Raw genomic sequence first — 17764 nt, forward strand, 5'->3', positions numbered from 1 at the left:
TTCGACTACCGTGCGGAGGGTCATGCAGCCGCGGAGCGTCGAGGCCATCATCGGGCGGGAACACCCCGCCGGTCTGCTGCGCGCCGACCTCGACCGGGCGCTGGCCAGCCACGGCGGTCTCGTCCTGGTGACGGGGGAGCCGGGCATCGGCAAGACGACGCTGGTCACCGCGCTGGCCGAGGAGGCCCGGCAGCGGGGTGCCCTGGTGCTCGGCGCCGCCTGCTGGGATTCCGACAGCGCCCCGGGCTACTGGCCCTGGGTCCAGGTCGTGCGTGGGCTGCGCCGCGCACCGGAGGCCTGGGCGCAGGCGTCGACCGCCGCCGCGCCCGGTCTCGCCGCCCTGCTCGGCGAGGCACCGCTACGCGCCGACGGCGCCCGGCCGGGCCTGAGCACCGACAGCCCGGGCCTGAGCACCGACAGCCCGGGCCTCGACGGCGACAGTCCGGGCCTCGACGGCGACAGTCCGGGCCTCGACGGCGGCGATGAGGAGGCGTTCGCCCTCTACGACGCGGTCACCACCGCGCTCGTCGCGGTCTCCCAGCGCCGCCCGGTCGTGGTCGTCCTCGACGACCTGCACTGGGCCGATCCGGCCTCGATGCGGCTGCTGGGGTTCGTCGCCCAGCACACCTGGTTCGAACGGCTGCTGCTCGTCGGCACCTACCGGGACGCCGAGGTGGAGGCGGCCGACCATCCGCTCCGCCCGCTGCTGATGCCGTTGACGGCGAAGGCCAGCACGGTCACCCTCACCGGCCTGGGCCGGGACGAGGTGGGCGCGTTGATGGAGCGGATCGCCGGGCACGAGCCGGACCGGGCCCTGGTCGACGAGGTGCACCGGCGCACCGGCGGCAACCCGTTCTTCGTCGAGCAGACCGCCCGGCTGTGGCGGGTCGACGGCAGCGTCGACCTGGTCGCCCCCGGCGTACGGGAAGCGGTGCGCCGCCGGCTCGCCCAGCTTCCCGACGCGGTCGTCGAGGCGCTCACCGTCGCCGCGGTGCTGGGCCGGGAGTTCCACCGGTCCGTCCTCGCCGCCTGCGCGGGCACGCCCGCCGCGCAGGTCGACCGGCTCCTCGACCGGGCCGTCACCGCCCGCCTCGTGGTCGCCCGCGGCGGTGGGCGGTTCGCGTTCGCCCACGATCTGGTCCGCGAGACCCTCTACGACGGGCTGGACGACGCCGAGCGCCGGACCCGGCACGCGGCGGTGGTGCGGGCCGCCGACCGCGAGCCGGCCCTCGCCGAGCGGCTCATTCCGGCCGACCTGGCTCGCCACGCCTGGCTCGGCGCCGGGGAGCTGGACCCGTCCCGCGTGTCCGACCTGCTGGTGACCGCCGCTCGGACCGCGGGCGGGCGGCTCGCCATGGACGAGTCGGCGGTCCACTTCCGGCGGGCGCTGGAGGTCACCGAGGACCCGACGCAACGGGTCAAGATCATGGTGGAGCTGGCCGGGCAGTGCTTCCACACCGGCGGGCAGGAGGAGGCGCGAAAACTCCTCGCCGAGGCCGCCGACCTGGCCCGGTCAGTGGACGATCCGGCGGTGCTGGCCCGGGTCGCCCTCACCCTGCACCGCCAGCACTGGACGCCCGTCGGGCACCTGGCGAGCGCGGGCGAGCTGCTCCGGGAGGCGTACCGGCGGTTGATCGGCGAGCCCGAGGACGAGGCGCCCACGGGGACGCTGGTGGCCGACCTGATCACCGCCACCGAGACGCTCGCGCGGCGCGGGCGGGACGACGAGGCGTTGACCTTCAGCCTGTGGGCCCGCCACGACACCACGTGGGGGCCGGGCACCGCCGCCGACCGGGCCCAGCTCTGCGCCGAGATCCGTCAGGTGGCCCGCCGGGTCGGTGACCGGGAGACCGAGCTGTGGGCCACGTCGCTGCGCTGGGTGGCCCTCCTGGAGCTGGGCGACCCGCACTACCTGCACGAGCACGCGACCTTCGTCGCGGCAGGCCAGGACAGCGACATCGCCCGGCACCAGTTGGCCGTCGCCGCCGACGGCGGCATCATCGCCGCCTTCCGCGGTGACTTCGCCGCTGCCGACGCGTACTTCGGGAAGCTGGACTTCACCGACTGGGGCGACTCGGACCACGTCTACATCGGCCACCACCTGCGTTGGGCTCGGCTGCTCCTGCAGGGTCGCTCCGGCGAGCTCGAAGCGCTGCTGCACGGCCTGGACCGCACCGATCACAACTACGTCGAGCTCATCCGCGGGCTCAACGCCGCCGAGCGCGGTGACCGGGACGCGGCCGTGCGCCTGGTCGAAGGTATCGAGGCGGCCGGGACGTCGTACCCGGCGCCGGTGTCGCCGCTCTGGCTGCGGCTGCGGGCGCAGGTCGCCGCCCTGACCGGCGACGAGGAGCGCTGCGCCCAGGCCCGCGAGGCGTTGACGCCGTACCGGGGGCAGTGGCTGGCAGCGCTGTTCGGCTGCGACATCGCCGGGCCGGTGGACCATTGGCTGGCCGGCGTCGACGCCGCCCAGCAGCGGTGGGACGAGGCGGTCGCCGGCTTCACCGCGGCCTGCGAGGCCGCCGACCGGATGGGCTCCCGGCCCTGGTCACTGCTCGCCCGCACCGGCCTGGTGGCGGCGCTTACCGGTCGCGACCGCCCCGGCGACGCGGCGGCCGCAGCCACTGTCCGGGCCGACACGGTACGCGAGGCCGCCGCGCTCGGCATGGCCCAGGTGTTGCACCGCCTCGGCGCGGCCCAGCCGTCCTCGCCCGGGACGGGCGTGACCGTTCCCGGCGGGCCGGACGGCGTGACCGTCGCCGGTGAACCGGGTGCGGCGGCCGTTCCCGGCGGCGCGTTGGCACCCTCCGTAGGCGGGCACCCGGTGGCGAACGAGTTCCGCCGCGACGGTGACGTGTGGCGGCTGGTCTACGGCGGCGTGACCGCGCACCTGCCGGACGCCAAGGGTTTGCACGACCTGCGCCTGCTGCTGAGCCGGCCGGGCGTCGACATCCCCGCCGTCGAGCTGCTCGACCCGGCCGCCGGGCCGGAACTGGTTGCCGCGCACCGGCTCGGCGCCGATCCGGTGCTCGACGACGAGGCAAAGGCCCGATACCGGCGCCACCTGGAGCGGCTGGACGATGAGATCGACCGGGCCGCCGCCCGGGGCGACGACCGCCGTGCGGCCGGCCTCGACGCGGAACGGGCCGCCCTCCTCGACGAGCTACGCACGGCGGCCGGCCTGGCGGGCCGCAGCCGGCGCCTCGGCGACCAGGCCGAACGGGCCCGCAAGGCGGTCACCGCCCGTATCCGGGACACGCTGCGCCGCCTCGACGAGCGGCACCCGGCCCTCGCCGCCCACCTGCGCGACACCGTCTCGACCGGCAACAACTGCCGCTACCAACCACCCACCCCAGTCCCCTGGCACCTCTAACCCACCCACCCCCACCCCCGCGGTCCACCCACTCAGACACGGGTTGATCATGAAGTTGTCGGGGCGACACGCCGGCGCGCAGCCCGATAACTTCATGATCAACATGGTGGGTGCGGCGGCCCGGCACGGCGCGGGCGCCGCCACGAGAACGTGGCGGCGCCCGGAAGCTAGTCGGGTCAGCGGCGGTTGTAGCGGCGCATGGTCAGCGTGCCGAAGACGACGACGAAGCCGGCGCTCCACAGCAGCAGCCACATCGTGTTCGTCGGGTCCGACGAGCCGGACATCACCGAGCGGACCGCGGCCACCAGGTGCGTGATCGGGTTGACCTTCACGAACGCCTGCAGCCAGCCGGGCATCGTGGCCGGCTCGACGAAGACGTTGCTGAGGAAGGTCAGCGGGAACAGCACCATCATGCTGACCCCCATCACCGACTTCTCGCTGCGCAGGGTCAGGCCGAAGAACGTCCAGACCCAGGAGAACGCGAACGAGAACACCACCAGCAGGCCGATCCCGGCGACCACGCCGAGCACGCCACCGTCCGGACGGAAGCCCAGCACCAGCCCGACGCCGAGGATGACCACGGCGGCGAGGATGTAGCGCAGCACGTCGCCGAAGATCATCCCGACCAGGGCCGCCGGCCGCCACACCGGCAGGGTGCGGATCCGGTCGAAGACGCCCTTCTCGATGTCGTTGTTGAGCCCGAGCCCCGTGTACATGGTGATCATCACGACGCTGGTGACCATGATGCCGGGCAGGAAGAACTGCAGGTAGTCACGCGGGCTGTCGGCGAGGGCGCCGCCGAACAGGTACGTGAACATCAGCACCATGATGATCGGGAACGCCGTCACGTCGAACAGCTGCTCGGGGACGTGCTTGATCTTCAGCAGCGCCCGCCAGCCGAAGGTCAGCGACGCCGACAGCGCGCTGGGCCTCGGCGGTCGTGCTCCGGGCGCGAGGACGGTCGCCAGCGCCTCGGTCGACGGGACGTAGACGGACGGGGCCCGCTCGGTGGTGGCGGTGGTGGTGTCGCTCATCGGGCTGCCTCCAGCTGCTCGTCCCGCTCGTCGGCCGGGGTGGCGGGGTGGTCGGTCAGGGCCAGGAAGACCTCGTCCAGGCTCGGCTGGCCGAGGGAGAAGTCGTCGACGACGATGCCGGCGCGGGCCAGGTCGGCCAGGGCGCGGGCGGCCTGCTCGCTGGCGGCGAGGTCGGAGCCCTCGCCGCCGACCCGTGCGGTCAGCGCGACCGGGTCCGGCTCCAGCTGCACCGGCACGCCGAGAGCCGCGACGAGCACCTTCTCGGCCTCCGGCCGCCGGCCGGCGTCGCGCAGGCGCAGGTGGACGGTGCCGGAGCCGACCGACGACTTCAGCTCGCCCGGGGTGCCCTCCGCGATCACCCGGCCGTGGTCGACGACCGCGATGCGGCCGGCCAACTGGTCGGCCTCGTCCAGGTACTGCGTGGTCAGCAGCACCGTGGTGCCGTGCGCCACGACCGCCCGGACGATCTCCCACACCTGGTTGCGACTGCGCGGGTCCAGCCCGGTCGTCGGCTCGTCCAGGAACAGCAGGTCCGGCGTGTTGAGGATGCTCGCCGCGATGTCGAGGCGCCGCCGCATGCCGCCGGAGTACTTCTTGACCTGCCGCCCGGCCGCCTCGGTCAGCCCGAAAGCGGCGAGCAGGCTATCCGCCCGCTCCCGCGCGGCCGGCTTGCGCAGGCCGAGCAGCCGGCCCAGGAGCACCAGGTTCTCCATCCCGGTCAGGTCCTCGTCGACCGAGGCGTACTGGCCGGTCAGGCTCACCCGGGACCGGACCGCGTCGGCGTCGGCGACCACGTCGTGGCCGAACACGCGGGCCCGCCCGCCGTCCGGGCGCAGCAGCGTCGCCAGCACCTTCACGGCGGTGGTCTTGCCCGCGCCGTTGGGGCCGAGCACGCCGTAGACGGTGCCCGCCGGGACCTGCAGGTCGAGGCCGTCGAGCGCCCGGGTCTCCCCGAACGCCTTGCGCAGGCCTTCGGCCTCCACGGCCAGGCCGGTGGTGCGCGTACTCATGATCTCTACCTTTCTTCGATCTTCAGGAGACGTACGGGCGGGCCGCTCGGGCCTCCCGCAGCGCCAGGCCCCACCAGGCGAGCTGGTCGAGCAGGACGGCGGCGTCCCGGCCGAGCCGGTCCTCCGCCGGCGGGGCGGGCCGGCCACAGAGCAGGTCGACGCCGACGACGTCCCGGACGGTCATGGCGTGCAGCGCGGTGAAGACCGTGCGGAGCTGGTCCACCGCGTGCAGACCCAGGGAACCGCATCCGTACGACACGAAACCGACCGGCTTCGCCTGCCACTCGTCGTACGCGTAGTCGATCGCCTGTTTCAACGACGCCGGGAAGCTGTGGTTGTACTCGGGGGTGACCACGACGAAAGCCTCCGCCTGACCCACCGCCGCCGTGAAGGACCGCATGGCCGGGGTCGCCTCCGCCGGCCAGCTGGCCGGGAAATCGTAGTCGACCAGGTCAAGGACGGTCACCGCGAGCCCGGACCGCTGCCGCGCCCGGGCGACGAACCAGCGGGCGACCTCCTTGCCGGCCCGCCCCTCCCGGGTGCTGCCGACGATCACGGCGACGTGCAGCGGCGTCATGGCGTCCTCCTCTCACCTCGGAGGCGCCAGACGACCCGCCAGATCCGATCTGGCGGGCCGGACTGTCGGAGGCAGGTGCTCCACTGGGTGGATGGTGGAGGGGATGCGCATCGTGCCGTGGCAGGTCGACGACCTCGACCTGCTGCGGCAACTCAACGCGCCGGAAATCCGGCGGCACACCGGCGGGCCGGAGACCGACGAGCAGGTGGTCGCCCGCAACGACCGGTACGCGCGGCTCGCCGACACCGGTGGCGGCGGCATGTACGTGATCGTGCTGCCGGACGGTGCGAAGGCCGGCAGCGTGGGCTACTGGGAACGGGAGTGGCACGGCGAGCCGGTCTACGAGACGGGGTGGGCGGTGCTGTCCGCGTACCAGGGGAGGGGGGTGGCGACCGGCGCGGTGCGCGCGCTGCTCGACGTGGCCCGCGCCCGGCGGACCCGGCGCTACGCGCACGCCTACCCGTCGGTCGACAACCCGGCCTCCAACGCGGTCTGCCGGCGGGCCGGGTTCCTGCTGCTCGGGCCGACGGAGTTCGAGTACCCGCCGGGCAGCACGATGCGGGTCAACGACTGGCGGGCAGACCTCGGCTAGTGGGTCGACGAAGGCGGCTCAGGCCGGGATGTAGTCGAAGGTGTCAGGGTTCGGGCCCTGCCGCCCGGCCTCCCCCTTGTCCAGGGTCGTGATCCGCTCCATCGCCGTGTCGTCCAGCTCGAAGTCGAAGATCTGGAAGTTCTCCTCGATCCGCTTCGGGGTGACGGACTTCGGGAAGACGATGTCGCCGCGCTGCACGTGCCAGCGCAACACCACCTGCGCCACCGTCCGTCCCAGCTCCTCGGCGAGGTCGACCAGGGTCGGGTCGTCGAGCACCCGGCCCTGCGCGATCGGCGCCCACGCCTCGGTCAGGATGTTGTGCGCCCGGTCGTACGCGCGGACCTCCTCGTTGCCGAAGTACGGGTGCACTTCGATCTGGTTCACCGCCGGCACCGTCTCCGTCTCGGCCGCCAGCCGTTCCAGGTGCGCCACCTGGAAGTTCGACACCCCGATCGAGCGGGCCCGGCCGTCGCGCCGGAACTCCTCCAGGGTCCGCCAGGTCGAGACGAAGTCGCCGTCGTACCGGGTGGGCAGGGGCCAGTGGATGAGGAACAGGTCGACGTGGTCCGTCCTCAGCTCGGCCAGCGTGGACTCGAACGCCCGGCGCGCGTCGTCGGGCCGGTGGAAGGGGTTGTTGAGCTTGCTGGTGATGAAGACCTCCCCGCGGTCCAGCCCCGATTCGCGGACCGCCTGACCCACCTCGGCCTCGTTGCCGTACATCTGGGCGGTGTCGATGTGCCGGTAGCCCACGTCCAGGGCGGTCCGCACCGCCCGCACCGTCTCGGCGGGCGGGATCTGGAACACGCCGAACCCGAGCTGCGGGATGGTGTTGCCGTCGTTCAGGGAGATGTCGGGGATGGTGCTGGCCACTGCGGGCTCCTCACGCCGTCTTCGGGGGGTCACGCGTGGTGCTCCGGCGCGTGACGCGGTCAGCAGAGGCCCTACCCGGTCGGGCGCGGTCTCTCACCCATGATTCCCCGCCGGTCAGCCCGCCAGGTCCGCGGGCACCAGGTGCCGGACGAGGTCCTCGTCCGGCCGGTACCCGTCGGCGCTGTGGATCCACGCGCTCGGGATGCCGGGCCGGTAGAAGCGCACCCAGTCGACGTCCGCCTTCAGGTCCGGGGCGGGGGTGTCGGAGGTCCAGCTGGTGTAGGCGTTGATCCCCCACTGCAACCGCTCGGGCAGGTCGGCGCGGTCGTAGCGGGCGCCCACCCGCCAGGTCTGGCCGGGCAACCGGTAGAGGCTCACCACCGCGCCGCCGACCCGGGCGAGCGCCAGTTCGACCCAGCCGGCCGCGCCGGGCAGCAGCCGTAGCCGCGACTGGCCGTTGCGGGTGGTCTTGACCTCGAGCTGCGGCCGGCCGCCAACGCCGGTGCCGGTGGTGATGAAGACCCAGTCGGCCCGGTCCGCGCCGGGCACCCGCAGCATCAGGCCCGCCAGCGAGTACGGCTTGCCCGGCACGTCGCTGTTGCGGCCGGCCGCGCGGACCCGGGCCACCATGAGTACGTCCCCGACGCGCTCCTGGAACAGGTACGGCGCCTGGAGCCGCTCGAACCAGGCGCTGACCTTCGGCTCGACGTGCAGCGCGCCGGCCTGGGCCCGGTCGACGTCGTGCCGCAGCAGGTCGTTCCGGCCGCCCTCGGCCTCGTGCAGCCAGCGTCACCCGGTCAGGGCCGGCCCGTCGAACTCGGAGCCGTCCACCTTGACCGGTGCGCTGGCCGGCGGTTCCGGCTCGGCCGGTGGGGCGGCGGTGGTGCCCGTCGCGCAGGCGCTCAGCAGCAGCGCCAGGCAGGCGATGCCCACGGTGGGTCGTGGCGACACGGAGGCTCCCTTCGTCGGTCGAGAGGGAAACCTCCTGGGCCGTCACGGCGGTTGGCGGCCGGCCGGCACCCGTGGCCGAACCGTTACGCCGCCAGGTCGGCGAGCGCGCGTACCGAGCGCCAGTTGCGGGTGGTCGCCACGACGCCGAGGCGCTTCTCCAGATAGTTGTTCGTGAACTTCGACCGGCCGTAGCCGCCGTCCGGGTAATGGAGGAACACCTCCCGGCCGGTGACGGTGAACGCGACGTTCTCGCCGCCGGGCACGGTGAGCCCGGCGACCGCCGGCACCGCCGGCGCGGTGGCGAGGAAGGTCACGTGCAGCTTCGTCGGGTCGTCCTCGCCGGCCGCGTACGGGTTGCCGCCGGCCAGCGCCGCCATCTCGCGACCGCTGCGGACCAGCACGGGGACGGCGGCCCCCAGCTCGGCGAGGGCGGTCTCGATGCCCCGGGCGAGGGCGTCGGCGTCGCGGGTCCCGCTGCCGAACACCACGTTGCCGCTCTGCAGGTAGGTCTTCACGTCCTCGTGCCCGAGGCCGGCGACGACCCGGCGCAGGTCGGCCATGCCGACCCGGACACCCCCGACGTTGACCCCGCGCAGCAGCGCCACCCAGCGCGTCATGGCCCGCCTCCTCTCACCTGCCGGGAGCGTAGCGGCGACCGCCGACAAACGGGGTTGCACGGTAATACGTAACTTCGTACTATCGACGTATGGCGGATGTCGAAGAACGGTTGGCGGCCCTGGAGGCGCAGGTGGCCGCCCTGGCCGAGCAGGTCGCGGTCCCACCGGCGGCCCCGGCAACGGGCGACGGGGTCTTCTGGGCCCTCGAAGGGCTCAAGCAGCGCCTGCCGGCCGAGAGCGACGGCGCCGTCCTCTACACCGGGGCGGTCCGCCTCGAGGGACAGCACTACGACTGGCAGTACGCGCTGTTCGTCGACGACGTGCTCGCCGCCGACTGGACGGAGCTGGCGGCCACCCTGTCCGCCCTGGGCCACCCGGTGCGGCTGCGCCTGCTCCGCGAGGTGCTGGGCGGCCGGCACACCACGGCCGACCTGGCCGGGATCGACGGACTCGGCACCACCGGGCAGCTTCACCATCACCTGCGCCAGCTCACCGCCGCCGGCTGGCTGCGCAGTGCCGGCCGGGGCCGGCACACCGTGCCCGCCGAACGGGTCGTACCGCTGCTGGCCATCCTCACCGCGGCCCGGCGGTGAGGGGCCGCCACCGCGGCGCCCGCCCACCACCGCACCCCGCGCCACCCCTACAAGAAGGAGCATCATGCGCAAGCCGACCGTCCTCGCCCTGGTCGTCGGTCTCGTCGCCGCCGTCGCCGCCGTCGGGTTGATGCCCCGCCCGCCGCGGCTGACCGCCCAGCAGACCGGCGACCCCGATCTGGCCGGTGCCGTGCGCGCGGCGGTGGGAGACCCGCAGGGCCACCGCGGTCTGGCCGTCGCGCTCGTCCAGGACGGGCGGGTACGCACCGCCGGGCTGGGCGACCGCGACCCGGACGGCGCGGCCGTCGAGCCGGGCACACCCTTCGAGATCGGCTCGGTCACCAAGGCGCTCACCGGCATGCTGCTCGCCGAGCGGGCCGCCGCCGGCGCGGTACGCCCCGACGACCCGATCGGTCCGGCCCTGCCCGAGCTGGCCGGCGCCACCGCCGAGGTCACCTACGCGGAGCTGGCCAGCCACCGTTCCGGGCTGCCCCGGCTCGCCCTGTCCGCGCCCGAGCTGGTGCGGATCGGGTGGGCGAACCTGACCGCCGGCAATCCGTACGGGCGCTGGGACGCCGACCGGATCGTGGCCGCCGCCGGCGACCGGGAGCCCGGCGACGGGCGCGGCGAGGTGTCGTACTCCAACTTCGGGGCGGCCCTGCTCGGGCAGGCGCTCGCCGCGCAGGCCGGCACCGACTACCCCGACCTGCTGGAGCGGCGGGTGCTGCGACCGCTCGGCATGGCCGACACGGTGGTGGCCGGGAGGGACCTGCCGGCGGACCGGGCGGTCGGGTCGACCGCCGGTGGCCGGGTCGCCGACCCGTGGGTCGGCAGCGGGTACGCCCCCGCAGGGGTGGGTGTCTGGTCCACCGCCGAGGACCTTGCCCGCCTGGTCGGGGCGATGCTCGCCGGCACCGCCCCGGGCGCCGACGCCGCCACGCCCCGGTTCGACGAGGACGACCGCAACCGGGTCGGGTACGGCTGGTTCACCACATCGCGCCGTCGACGACCTCGGGCTGCGACTGCTCGGTGTGCCCGAGGAGCGCACCGGCCCGGACGTCGGGGCCGGGTTGCCCGGCTGGATCCGGGTCGGGATGGCGTTGGTGTTCCCCCTGCTCGGCGCAATCAGTCTGCTGTCGACCCTGCGCGGCGTCCCGGACCGGCTGACCCTCGCGCCGGCCGCCGCGTGGGCGGTGCTCTACCCGGGCCTCGGTCACCGGCTCGGGGACTGGTCGGCCGTTCCCGGCTGGTTCTGGTTGCTCGGCGTCGCCGCGTCCGGAGCGGCGCTGGTCGCGGCCGCGTACCGGTGGCGGGACCTGCCGGCCACCGCGGGGATGGCTCCGTGGCGCCGGCTCACCGGTCTGGCCGGGAACGTCCTCGCCGTCGCGGTCGGGGTGGCCGTGGTCGTGGCGTGACCGGTGCCCGCGAACCACCCCCGCCGCCGACGCGGGCCGGCCGGCGGCGGGGTGGATCAGGCGGGGCCGCGCGGCTGGTCGCGGCCGGCGAGCTTCGAGCGGCGGTAGCCGTAGAAGGCGTAGACCAGGGCGCCGAGCACGAACCACACCGCGAACCGCAGCCACGTCTCCGGCGCCAGGAACGTGATCAGCCAGACCGAGAAGATCGCGCCCAGCGCGGGCACCACCGGCATTCCCGGCAGGCGGAAGGAACGCGGGGCGTCCGGGCGGCGGTAGCGCAGCACGATCACCGCGATACAGACCACCACGAACGCGAGCAGGATGCCGATGTTGGTCAACTCGGCGGCCTCCCGGATCGGCAGGAAGCCGGCGATGAGCGCGGAACCGACGCCCACGATCCAGGTGACCCGGTTCGGCACCCGGCGCACCGGGTGCAGCTTGCCGAACCACGCCGGCAGCAGGCCGTCGCGGCTCATCGAGAACCACACCCGGGTGACGCCGAGCATGAAGGTGAACATCACCGTGAGGATGCCGATGATCGCCCCGACCGCGATGACGCTGGCCAGGCCGGAGAGGCCGACCGAGGCGAACGCCGAGGAGAAGCCGCTCTCCGAGTCGATCTCGGTGTAGTTCTGCATGCCGGTCAGCACGAGGGTCGCCAGCACGTACAGGACCATCGAGATGACCAGGGAGTAGATGATCGCCTTCGGCATGTGCCGGCGGGCGTCCCGGGACTCCTCCGCGGCGGTGCTCATCGCGTCGTACCCGAAGACGGCGAAGAAGACGGTGGCCGCGCCGGTGATCGCGCCGCCGACGCCGAACGGGAAGAACGGCGAGTAGTTGTCGGTGTTGACGTAGAAGAAGCCGACGACGATGACCAGCAGCACCACCGCGACCTTCAGGCCGACGACGAACGTCTCGAACCGGGCCGCCGACTTGATGCCTCGGTTCAGCAGGAACGCGATCAGCAGGCACAGCACCACCGCGAACAGGTCGACCACGTGCCCCTCCCCGGTGCCCGGCGCGCCGAGCATCCAGGCGGGCAGTTCGACGCCCAGCTCGCCGACGAGGAAGGCGAAGTAGCCGGAGATGCCGATCGCCACCACGGCGACGATCGCGGTGTACTCCAGCAGCAGGTCCCAGCCGATGAACCAGCCGACGCCCTCGCCGAGCACCGCGTAGCCGTAGGTGTAGGCCGAGCCGGCCTTCGGGATCATGCCGGTGAACTCGGCGTACGAGAGGGCGGCCGCGGCGCTCGCCAGACCGGCGATCAGGAACGAGACAAGCACCGCCGGCCCGGCCGTCTCGTTCGCCACCGCCCCGGCGAGGGCGAAGATGCCGGCGCCGATGATGCCGCCCACCCCGATGGCGGTGAGCTGCCACAGCCCGAGCGACCGGGACAGCCCCTCCTCGGTCTCCTCGGCGATCTCCTCCACGGGCTTGCGACGGAAGATGCCGCTGCCGGTGACGCGTTCCGCGGAGGTCATCGTCGTCTCCCTTCCCCCGTTCCTGCCGTTGCGCGCGGGCGGTGCCTTACCCCGGCCCGGTCCACCCGAATCGATCTGCGTCGACGTTCACCCCACGACCGGCAGCACCACCTCGTTGCGGCGCAGGAACCACGGCCGCCACGGCGGGTCGTACCGCGCGTACCGGACCGCACCGACCGGGTGCAGGCGGGCCGCGGTGACCGCCCGGCCCAGCGCCGTGGCCCGCCGGTCGAACGCCGCCGCCGTGCCCCGCCCGGCGAACCGGACGGCGGCGGCGAGCTGCTCGGGGATCTCCCGGGTGCGGACCCGCGGGTCGGCCGGCGCGGGCACGATGGCGGGCGTGAAGCCGCTCGGCAGCACGAACCGCACCAGCCAGCAGCCCGGCCGGTCGCTCTCCTCCTGTACCACCGGCGCGGTCATCGGGACGGTCTCCGGCTCGGCCGCCTGGACCATCCCCGTCCGTGGCCGCCGTCGGGACCGGTTCGCCCCGGCCAGGTACGCCGACAGCGGCCCGAACGCGTCCCGGGCGACCTGGTCGAACTTTCCCTCGACGAGCACCTCGGCCACCAGGTGGGCGGGGTAGCGGCGCAGCTCGAAATCGGGGTGGCGGGCCACCACCCGGTACGGCTGCTGCTCGGTCATCGCGCACTCCCCGGTGGCGTGTAACCGCAACGCTACCGTCCGTTACTGTGCCCCTTCAGGAGAAGTCGCCTCCTCGCTCCGGCGCTGACCGGGTGAGTCGCCAGTACTGCCTGCGGCCGGTGTCGCGGATCACCACCCCGCAGCGGGCCAGCTCGGCCCGCAGTTCCTTCGCCTCGCCGGCGCGGTCCTTGTCGAGTGCGCGCTGCCGCGCGGTCAGCAGCGCGTCCGCGCCGGCCGGCAGCCCCGGCAGGCCCGGCACCCAGCGCCGGTACGCGTCCCGGTGCGGGTCCTCGTCGGTCCACGGCCAGCCCTGCGACCGGAACGCCTCCCTGAGACGTCCGGCCGGCAGATCCGACTTCTCGGCGGCCAGCTCGCTGTCGTCCGCGCCGAGCAGCACCAGCCGCTCACCGTCGGCGAACACGGCCCGCACGTCCCGCCGGGCCACCTCGCGCTCGGGTCCGTGCGGCCGGCGCAGCCGCACCCGCTCCCGGTCCACGGACACGATCAGCCGTTCAGCGTTGGCAATGCCCGCGAGCACCAGGCCGGCGATCGTGCCGAGCGCCACAACGCCCCCCGCCGCGTACGGGTCGGGCAGCCGGGCGGCGAGCACGAACAGCCACCGGAACGGCACCCACTCCTGCCCGACGAGCCAACCGGAGGCGGCCGCGAGCGCCCAGCCGGCTGCGGCACCGACCGCCGGGAAGCCGCCCCAGAACAGCACCAGCTCCGCCCGTCCGCCGTCCACGACGGTCCGGGCCCCGGGGCCGTCCACGGTCACGCCGCCTCACGCCGCATCGTCCGGACCAGACCGGCCACCAGCGGCAGGACCATCCAGACGAGCAGTGACACGCCGAGCCGGGCCCACTGTTCACCTGTCACGTCGGGGGTGAACAGCGGCTCCATCGTCCGGCCGGTGTCCAGCCAGCCGGCCGGGCCGCGCAGCGGGCGGATCATCTCGCCGAGCACCGACCAGAGGGTCGGCAGGAGGAGGTAGCTCACGATCGCCAGCGGGGTGTTCAGCAGCAGCAGGCCGAAGCCGGCCCCCATCAGCACGTTTGTCACCTGGAGCACGGTGGCGTGCAGGATCAGCGCCCCCTCGATCCGCCAGGTGCCGGCCCCACCGGTCGCACCCGCGATGGCGGTGCCGGCCGCCGCCGTGGCCAGGCTGGTCAGCGTCGAGGCGGCGGCCGCCAGGACGAGGGCGGCGAGCTTGGCGACGATCACCCGTTCCCGGCGGGGGACCAGCGCGAACGTGGTCAGCGCGGTGCGTTGCGACCACTCGGCCGTGATCGACAGGATGCCGAGCACCGGCAGCAGCAGCCCCACCGGCAGCAGCGACGCGGTGAAGAACGAGCCGAAGGTCTGCTCGGCGTCGGGCGCCCAGATCAGTTGGACGGCGGCCAGGACGGCGGTGCCGAGCGCAATGGTGACGAGCAGCCAGAACCCGGCCCGGGTGTCGGCGAGCTTGCGCAGCTCCACGCCGGTCAGCCGGAGCAGGGACGGCCCGGCGAACGCCCGTGCCGGACGGGGGCCGGCGTCCGGACCGGCCGGCGTCGGGTTGCCGGGTGCACTGGCGGTGGTGCTGGTCATCGGGCGGCCTCCTGCGGGATCGAGTTGGTGGTCAGGGAGAGGAAGAGCTGCTCCAGGCCGCCGCCCTCGGCGGGGCGCAGCTCGCTGAGCGGCACACCCGCGTCGGCCGCCGCCTGGCCGACCGTCTCCGCGGTGGCCGGCACCAGCAACGACCCGTCGGTGCCGTCGGACGCCGCCAGGCCGGCCGCCGCCAGCGCGCGGCGTAGCGCCGCGGCGTCCCGGGCCCGGACCAGCGTCCGGTCGCCGGCGAGCAGCTCGTCCTTGCCGCCCTGGGCCACGATCCGGCCGCCCCCGATGACCACCAGCCGGTCCGCGACCGCCTCCACCTCGCGCAGCAGGTGGGAGGAGAGCAGCACGGTCCCGCCCCGGTCGGCGAAGTCGCGGAGCAGGCCGCGCATCCAGAAGATCCCCTCCGGGTCCAGGCCGTTGGCCGGCTCGTCGAGGATCAGCACCCGGGGGTCGCCCAGCAGCGCGTGCGCCAGGCCGAGCCGCTGCCGCATCCCGAGCGAGTACGCCCGGACCCGGCGCTTCGCGGCCGTTCCGGTCAGCCCCACCTGCTCGAGCTTGACCGCCACCTCCCGCCGGCCCACGCCCATCGTGGCGGCGGCCACCGTCAGCGCCTCCCGGCCGGTCCGCCCCGCGTGCTGCGCCGAGGCGTCGAGCAGCACGCCGACCTCGCGGCCCGGGTTGGGCAGCTGCCGGTACGGCCGGCCGAGCACCGTGGCGGCGCCGACACTGGGCGGCGTGAGCCCACAGATCATCCGCATGGTGGTGGACTTGCCGGCGCCGTTCGGGCCCAGGAACCCGGTCACGGTGCCGGGCTCGCAGTGGAACGACACGTCGTCGACGGCGGTGTGCCGCCCGTACCGTTTGGTCAGGTGTTCGACGCTGATCATGTGCTCCAGGCTGCCCGCGCCACCCGGCGGCCGGCAGCGGCCGGCGGTCGCCGCCCGGTCGACCAAGGTCGCCGCCGCCCGTCGACTTTGGTAGCTGGGCTGGTGCTCCGCCGCCTGCCTAGGGTGGTGGGGTGACGAGCGCCGCCGCACCCGAACACCCGTGGCTGCTGCCGGGGTCGCTGGCCGCCGGGGAGCGGGCCGACCGCCGCCCGCGCCGCACCACCCGGGACTGGGTGGTGGACGTGCTCGCGTTCCTGGTCTCCGTGGGCTGGGTGCTCTGGGCCACCGCGGACGCCCTCTCGGCCGACCCGCAGGCGGCCGCGCCGCTGGAGCCGCGCTGGCTGGTGGGCGTCGACGCGGTCCTGGGACTGCTCTGCTGCGGGCTGCTCTGGGTCCGCCGCCGGTGGCCGCTCGGGCTGGCGATCGCCACCCTGCCGTTTACCGCGTTCTCGGTGGCGGCGGCGATCCCGTTGCTGATCATCTATTTCACGGTGATCGTGCACCGCCGCACGGCCGTGGCGCTGGCGGTCACCGCCGCGGGCCTCGTCACCAACTTCGTCTTCTCCTACCTCCGCCCGGACCCCGACCTGTCGTACTGGGCGAGCACGGTGTGGGGCGTGGTCATCGCGGTCACCGTGCTGGCGTGGGGGATGTTCGTCCGGGCCCGCCGGCAGCTCGTCGTCTCGCTGCGCGAGCGGGCCGAGCGGGCCGAGTCCGAGCAGCAGCTGCGGGTGGCGCAGGCCCGCCAGATGGAGCGGACCCGCATCGCCCGGGAGATGCACGACGTGCTCGCGCACCGGATCTCGCTGCTCAGCCTGCACGCCGGGGCGCTGGAGTTCCGCCCGGACGCCCCGCCGGAGGAGGTGGCGCGCGCCGCCGGGGTGATCCGCGCCAGCGCGCACGCGGCGCTCGACGACCTGCGCGAGGTGATCGGCGTGTTGCGCGCGGAGACCGTCCCGGCCGGCGCTCCGGAGCGCCCACAGCCGACCCTGGCGGACGTGCCGGCGCTGGTCGAGGAGTCCCGGACGGCGGGCGTACGGGTGGACACCGTCGACCGGGTGACCGAGCCGGACCGGGTGCCGGCGGCCGTCGGGCGCAGCGCGTACCGGATCGTGCAGGAGGGGCTGACCAACGCCCGCAAGCACGCGGCCGGCGCGGCGGTCGCCGTCGAGCTGGCCGGCGCGCCGGGGGAGGGCCTGGCGGTGCAGGTACGCAACCGCTGGCCGGTGGGCGGCGTCGAGGCGCCGGACCTGCCGGGCACCGGCACCGGCCTGGTCGGCATCGCCGAGCGGGTCAGCCTGGCCGGCGGCCGGTTGGAGTACGGGCGGGACGACTCCGGCGACTTCCGCCTCGCCGCGTGGCTGCCGTGGCCGGCGTGACGCCGCCGCCGGACCGGGTGGACGCGCCGGCTCCGGTCCGGGTGCTGATCGTCGACGACGACCCGCTGGTCCGGGCGGCGTTGTCGATGATCCTCGGCGGTGCCCCCGACCTGGTCGTGGTGGGGGAGGCCGCCGACGGCGCCGAGGTCCGCGAGGCCGTCGCGGCGTGCCTGCCGGACGTGGTGCTGATGGACATCCGGATGCCCCGGGTGGACGGTCTGGCCGCCACCGAGGGGCTGCGGGCCGCGCCCAACCCTCCGGAGGTACTCGTGCTGACCACGTTCGACGCGGACGAGCAGGTGCTGCGGGCGCTGCGCGCGGGAGCGGCCGGCTTCCTGCTCAAGGACACCCCGCCCGCCGAACTCGTCCGGGCGGTCCGCCGGGTGGCGGCGGGGGAGGCCACCCTGTCCCCGACGGTGACGCGGCAGCTCATCGCGCACGTCACCGGCCCCGGCGGCGTGGACCCGCGCCGGGAGCGCGCCCGCCGCCAGCTGGCCACGCTCAGCGAGCGGGAACGGGACGTCGCCGTCGCGCTCGGCCAGGGCCGCAGCAACGCCGAGATCGCCGCCGAGCTGTTCATGAGCGTGGCCACGGTCAAGGCGTACGTGTCCCGGCTGCTGGTGAAGCTCGAGCTGAACAACCGGGTCCAGGTGGCGCTGCTGGTCCACGACGCCGGCCTGGTCTGACCCAAAGGGTGTCAATCCTGATACTATCGGTGATGAGAGTATCGGAGGTGAG

18 protein-coding genes and 1 pseudogene are annotated in these 17764 nt (G+C 74.3%); 7 read left to right on the plus strand and 12 right to left on the minus strand.

All coding sequences use genetic code 11. The features are described from left to right. The first annotated feature begins 22 nt into the window (after positions 1–22). The gene (locus ABTW87_RS10955) at positions 23–3373 is read left to right on the plus strand and encodes an ATP-binding protein (RefSeq protein ID WP_350650623.1); all 3351 of its coding nucleotides are present in this window, start codon (positions 23–25) and stop codon (positions 3371–3373) included. Positions 3374–3549: 176 nt separating this feature from the next. Here the strand turns inward: ABTW87_RS10955 and ABTW87_RS10960 are convergent, their stop codons facing one another. Genes ABTW87_RS10960 through ABTW87_RS10970 form a run of 3 tightly spaced genes read right to left on the minus strand, consistent with a single transcriptional unit; the run spans position 3550 to position 5994 of the window. Then, on the minus strand, positions 3550–4407 hold the full coding sequence (locus ABTW87_RS10960; RefSeq protein WP_350650624.1) for an ABC transporter permease: 858 nt from the start codon (positions 4405–4407) through the stop codon (positions 3550–3552). Continuing rightward, a complete protein-coding gene (locus ABTW87_RS10965) occupies positions 4404–5417 on the minus strand; it encodes an ATP-binding cassette domain-containing protein (protein WP_350650625.1) in 1014 nt (337 codons plus the stop codon). Before ABTW87_RS10965 ends, ABTW87_RS10960 begins: the two co-directional genes overlap by 4 nt. 22 nt (positions 5418–5439) lie before the next feature. Next, entirely contained in the window at positions 5440–5994 is a 555-nt protein-coding gene (locus ABTW87_RS10970; protein ID WP_350650626.1) for an NADPH-dependent FMN reductase, read from the minus strand. Between the two features lie 91 nt (positions 5995–6085). On the opposite strand from ABTW87_RS10970, the gene ABTW87_RS10975 reads away from it, so the two are divergent. After that, on the plus strand, positions 6086–6586 hold the full coding sequence (locus ABTW87_RS10975; protein ID WP_350650627.1) for a GNAT family N-acetyltransferase: 501 nt from the start codon (positions 6086–6088) through the stop codon (positions 6584–6586). Positions 6587–6604: 18 nt separating this feature from the next. Here ABTW87_RS10975 and ABTW87_RS10980 read toward each other — a convergent pair whose 3' ends face one another. From ABTW87_RS10980 to ABTW87_RS10995, 4 genes are all read right to left on the minus strand, one after another. After that, the gene (locus tag ABTW87_RS10980) at positions 6605–7456 is read right to left on the minus strand and encodes an aldo/keto reductase (RefSeq protein ID WP_350650628.1); all 852 of its coding nucleotides are present in this window, start codon (positions 7454–7456) and stop codon (positions 6605–6607) included. A gap of 114 nt (positions 7457–7570) precedes the next feature. Next, entirely contained in the window at positions 7571–8086 is a 516-nt protein-coding gene (locus tag ABTW87_RS10985) for a hypothetical protein (protein ID WP_350650629.1), read from the minus strand. Positions 8087–8245: 159 nt separating this feature from the next. Next, on the minus strand, positions 8246–8407 hold the full coding sequence (locus tag ABTW87_RS10990) for a hypothetical protein (protein WP_350650630.1): 162 nt from the start codon (positions 8405–8407) through the stop codon (positions 8246–8248). 83 nt (positions 8408–8490) lie between these two features. Further along, positions 8491–9024, minus strand: a complete 534-nt coding sequence (locus tag ABTW87_RS10995) for a DUF1697 domain-containing protein (protein ID WP_350650631.1) — start codon at positions 9022–9024, stop codon at positions 8491–8493. 89 nt (positions 9025–9113) lie between these two features. Here ABTW87_RS10995 and ABTW87_RS11000 point away from each other — a divergent pair, with 89 nt between their 5' ends. From ABTW87_RS11000 to ABTW87_RS11010, 3 genes and pseudogenes are all read left to right on the plus strand, one after another. Then, positions 9114–9617, plus strand: coding sequence for an ArsR/SmtB family transcription factor (locus ABTW87_RS11000; RefSeq protein ID WP_350650632.1), 504 nt, complete (start codon positions 9114–9116; stop codon positions 9615–9617). 130 nt (positions 9618–9747) lie between these two features. After that, a pseudogene (locus ABTW87_RS11005) lies at positions 9748–10593 on the plus strand (serine hydrolase domain-containing protein); the annotation flags it as partial. A 55-nt stretch (positions 10594–10648) separates the two neighbouring features. After that, on the plus strand, positions 10649–11032 hold the full coding sequence (locus ABTW87_RS11010) for a hypothetical protein (protein WP_350650633.1): 384 nt from the start codon (positions 10649–10651) through the stop codon (positions 11030–11032). A 56-nt stretch (positions 11033–11088) separates the two neighbouring features. Here the strand turns inward: ABTW87_RS11010 and ABTW87_RS11015 are convergent, their stop codons facing one another. From ABTW87_RS11015 to ABTW87_RS11035, 5 genes are all read right to left on the minus strand, one after another. After that, on the minus strand, positions 11089–12519 hold the full coding sequence (locus ABTW87_RS11015) for an amino acid permease (protein ID WP_350650634.1): 1431 nt from the start codon (positions 12517–12519) through the stop codon (positions 11089–11091). 87 nt (positions 12520–12606) lie between these two features. Continuing rightward, complete coding sequence (locus ABTW87_RS11020) at positions 12607–13161, minus strand: SOUL family heme-binding protein (RefSeq protein WP_350650635.1); 555 nt, start codon at positions 13159–13161, stop codon at positions 12607–12609. Positions 13162–13216: 55 nt separating this feature from the next. Then, positions 13217–13939 (minus strand): YqeB family protein, encoded by a 723-nt coding sequence (locus ABTW87_RS11025; protein ID WP_350650636.1) that lies wholly within the window; start codon positions 13937–13939, stop codon positions 13217–13219. Further along, positions 13936–14751, minus strand: coding sequence for an ABC transporter permease (locus ABTW87_RS11030; protein WP_350650637.1), 816 nt, complete (start codon positions 14749–14751; stop codon positions 13936–13938). Before ABTW87_RS11030 ends, ABTW87_RS11025 begins: the two co-directional genes overlap by 4 nt. Continuing rightward, positions 14748–15647, minus strand: coding sequence for an ABC transporter ATP-binding protein (locus ABTW87_RS11035; protein WP_350650638.1), 900 nt, complete (start codon positions 15645–15647; stop codon positions 14748–14750). Before ABTW87_RS11035 ends, ABTW87_RS11030 begins: the two co-directional genes overlap by 4 nt. 131 nt (positions 15648–15778) lie before the next feature. Between ABTW87_RS11035 and ABTW87_RS11040 the strand changes: the two genes are divergently transcribed. Together ABTW87_RS11040 and ABTW87_RS11045 are read left to right on the plus strand one after the other, a co-directional pair. Continuing rightward, positions 15779–17026: a sensor histidine kinase gene (locus ABTW87_RS11040; protein WP_350650639.1), complete on the plus strand. Its 1248-nt coding sequence runs from the start codon at positions 15779–15781 to the stop codon at positions 17024–17026. Continuing rightward, the gene (locus ABTW87_RS11045; RefSeq protein WP_502891565.1) at positions 17005–17712 is read left to right on the plus strand and encodes a response regulator; all 708 of its coding nucleotides are present in this window, start codon (positions 17005–17007) and stop codon (positions 17710–17712) included. Before ABTW87_RS11040 ends, ABTW87_RS11045 begins: the two co-directional genes overlap by 22 nt. Positions 17713–17764: the final 52 nt, after the last annotated feature.

Source organism: Micromonospora sp. NPDC126480 (assembly GCF_040302465.1).
In the GTDB taxonomy this organism is placed as follows: domain Bacteria; phylum Actinomycetota; class Actinomycetes; order Mycobacteriales; family Micromonosporaceae; genus Micromonospora.

Bases quoted from the DNA above. Each gene is read 5' to 3' on its own strand.
- ABTW87_RS10970 (WP_350650626.1), bottom strand. From the start codon at position 5,994: ATGACGCCGCTGCACGTCGCCGTGATCGTCGGCAGCACCCGGGAGGGG.
- ABTW87_RS10985 (WP_350650629.1), bottom strand. From the start codon at position 8,086: ATGGTGGCCCGGGTCCGCGCGGCCGGCCGCAACAGCGACGTGCCGGGC.
- ABTW87_RS10965 (WP_350650625.1), bottom strand. From the start codon at position 5,417: ATGAGTACGCGCACCACCGGCCTGGCCGTGGAGGCCGAAGGCCTGCGC.
- ABTW87_RS10975 (WP_350650627.1), top strand. From the start codon at position 6,086: ATGGTGGAGGGGATGCGCATCGTGCCGTGGCAGGTCGACGACCTCGAC.
- ABTW87_RS11015 (WP_350650634.1), bottom strand. From the start codon at position 12,519: ATGACCTCCGCGGAACGCGTCACCGGCAGCGGCATCTTCCGTCGCAAG.
- ABTW87_RS11035 (WP_350650638.1), bottom strand. From the start codon at position 15,647: ATGATCAGCGTCGAACACCTGACCAAACGGTACGGGCGGCACACCGCC.
- ABTW87_RS10955 (WP_350650623.1), top strand. From the start codon at position 23: ATGCAGCCGCGGAGCGTCGAGGCCATCATCGGGCGGGAACACCCCGCC.
- ABTW87_RS11000 (WP_350650632.1), top strand. From the start codon at position 9,114: ATGGCGGATGTCGAAGAACGGTTGGCGGCCCTGGAGGCGCAGGTGGCC.
- ABTW87_RS11030 (WP_350650637.1), bottom strand. From the start codon at position 14,751: ATGACCAGCACCACCGCCAGTGCACCCGGCAACCCGACGCCGGCCGGT.
- ABTW87_RS10995 (WP_350650631.1), bottom strand. From the start codon at position 9,024: ATGACGCGCTGGGTGGCGCTGCTGCGCGGGGTCAACGTCGGGGGTGTC.
- ABTW87_RS11020 (WP_350650635.1), bottom strand. From the start codon at position 13,161: ATGACCGAGCAGCAGCCGTACCGGGTGGTGGCCCGCCACCCCGATTTC.
- ABTW87_RS10960 (WP_350650624.1), bottom strand. From the start codon at position 4,407: ATGAGCGACACCACCACCGCCACCACCGAGCGGGCCCCGTCCGTCTAC.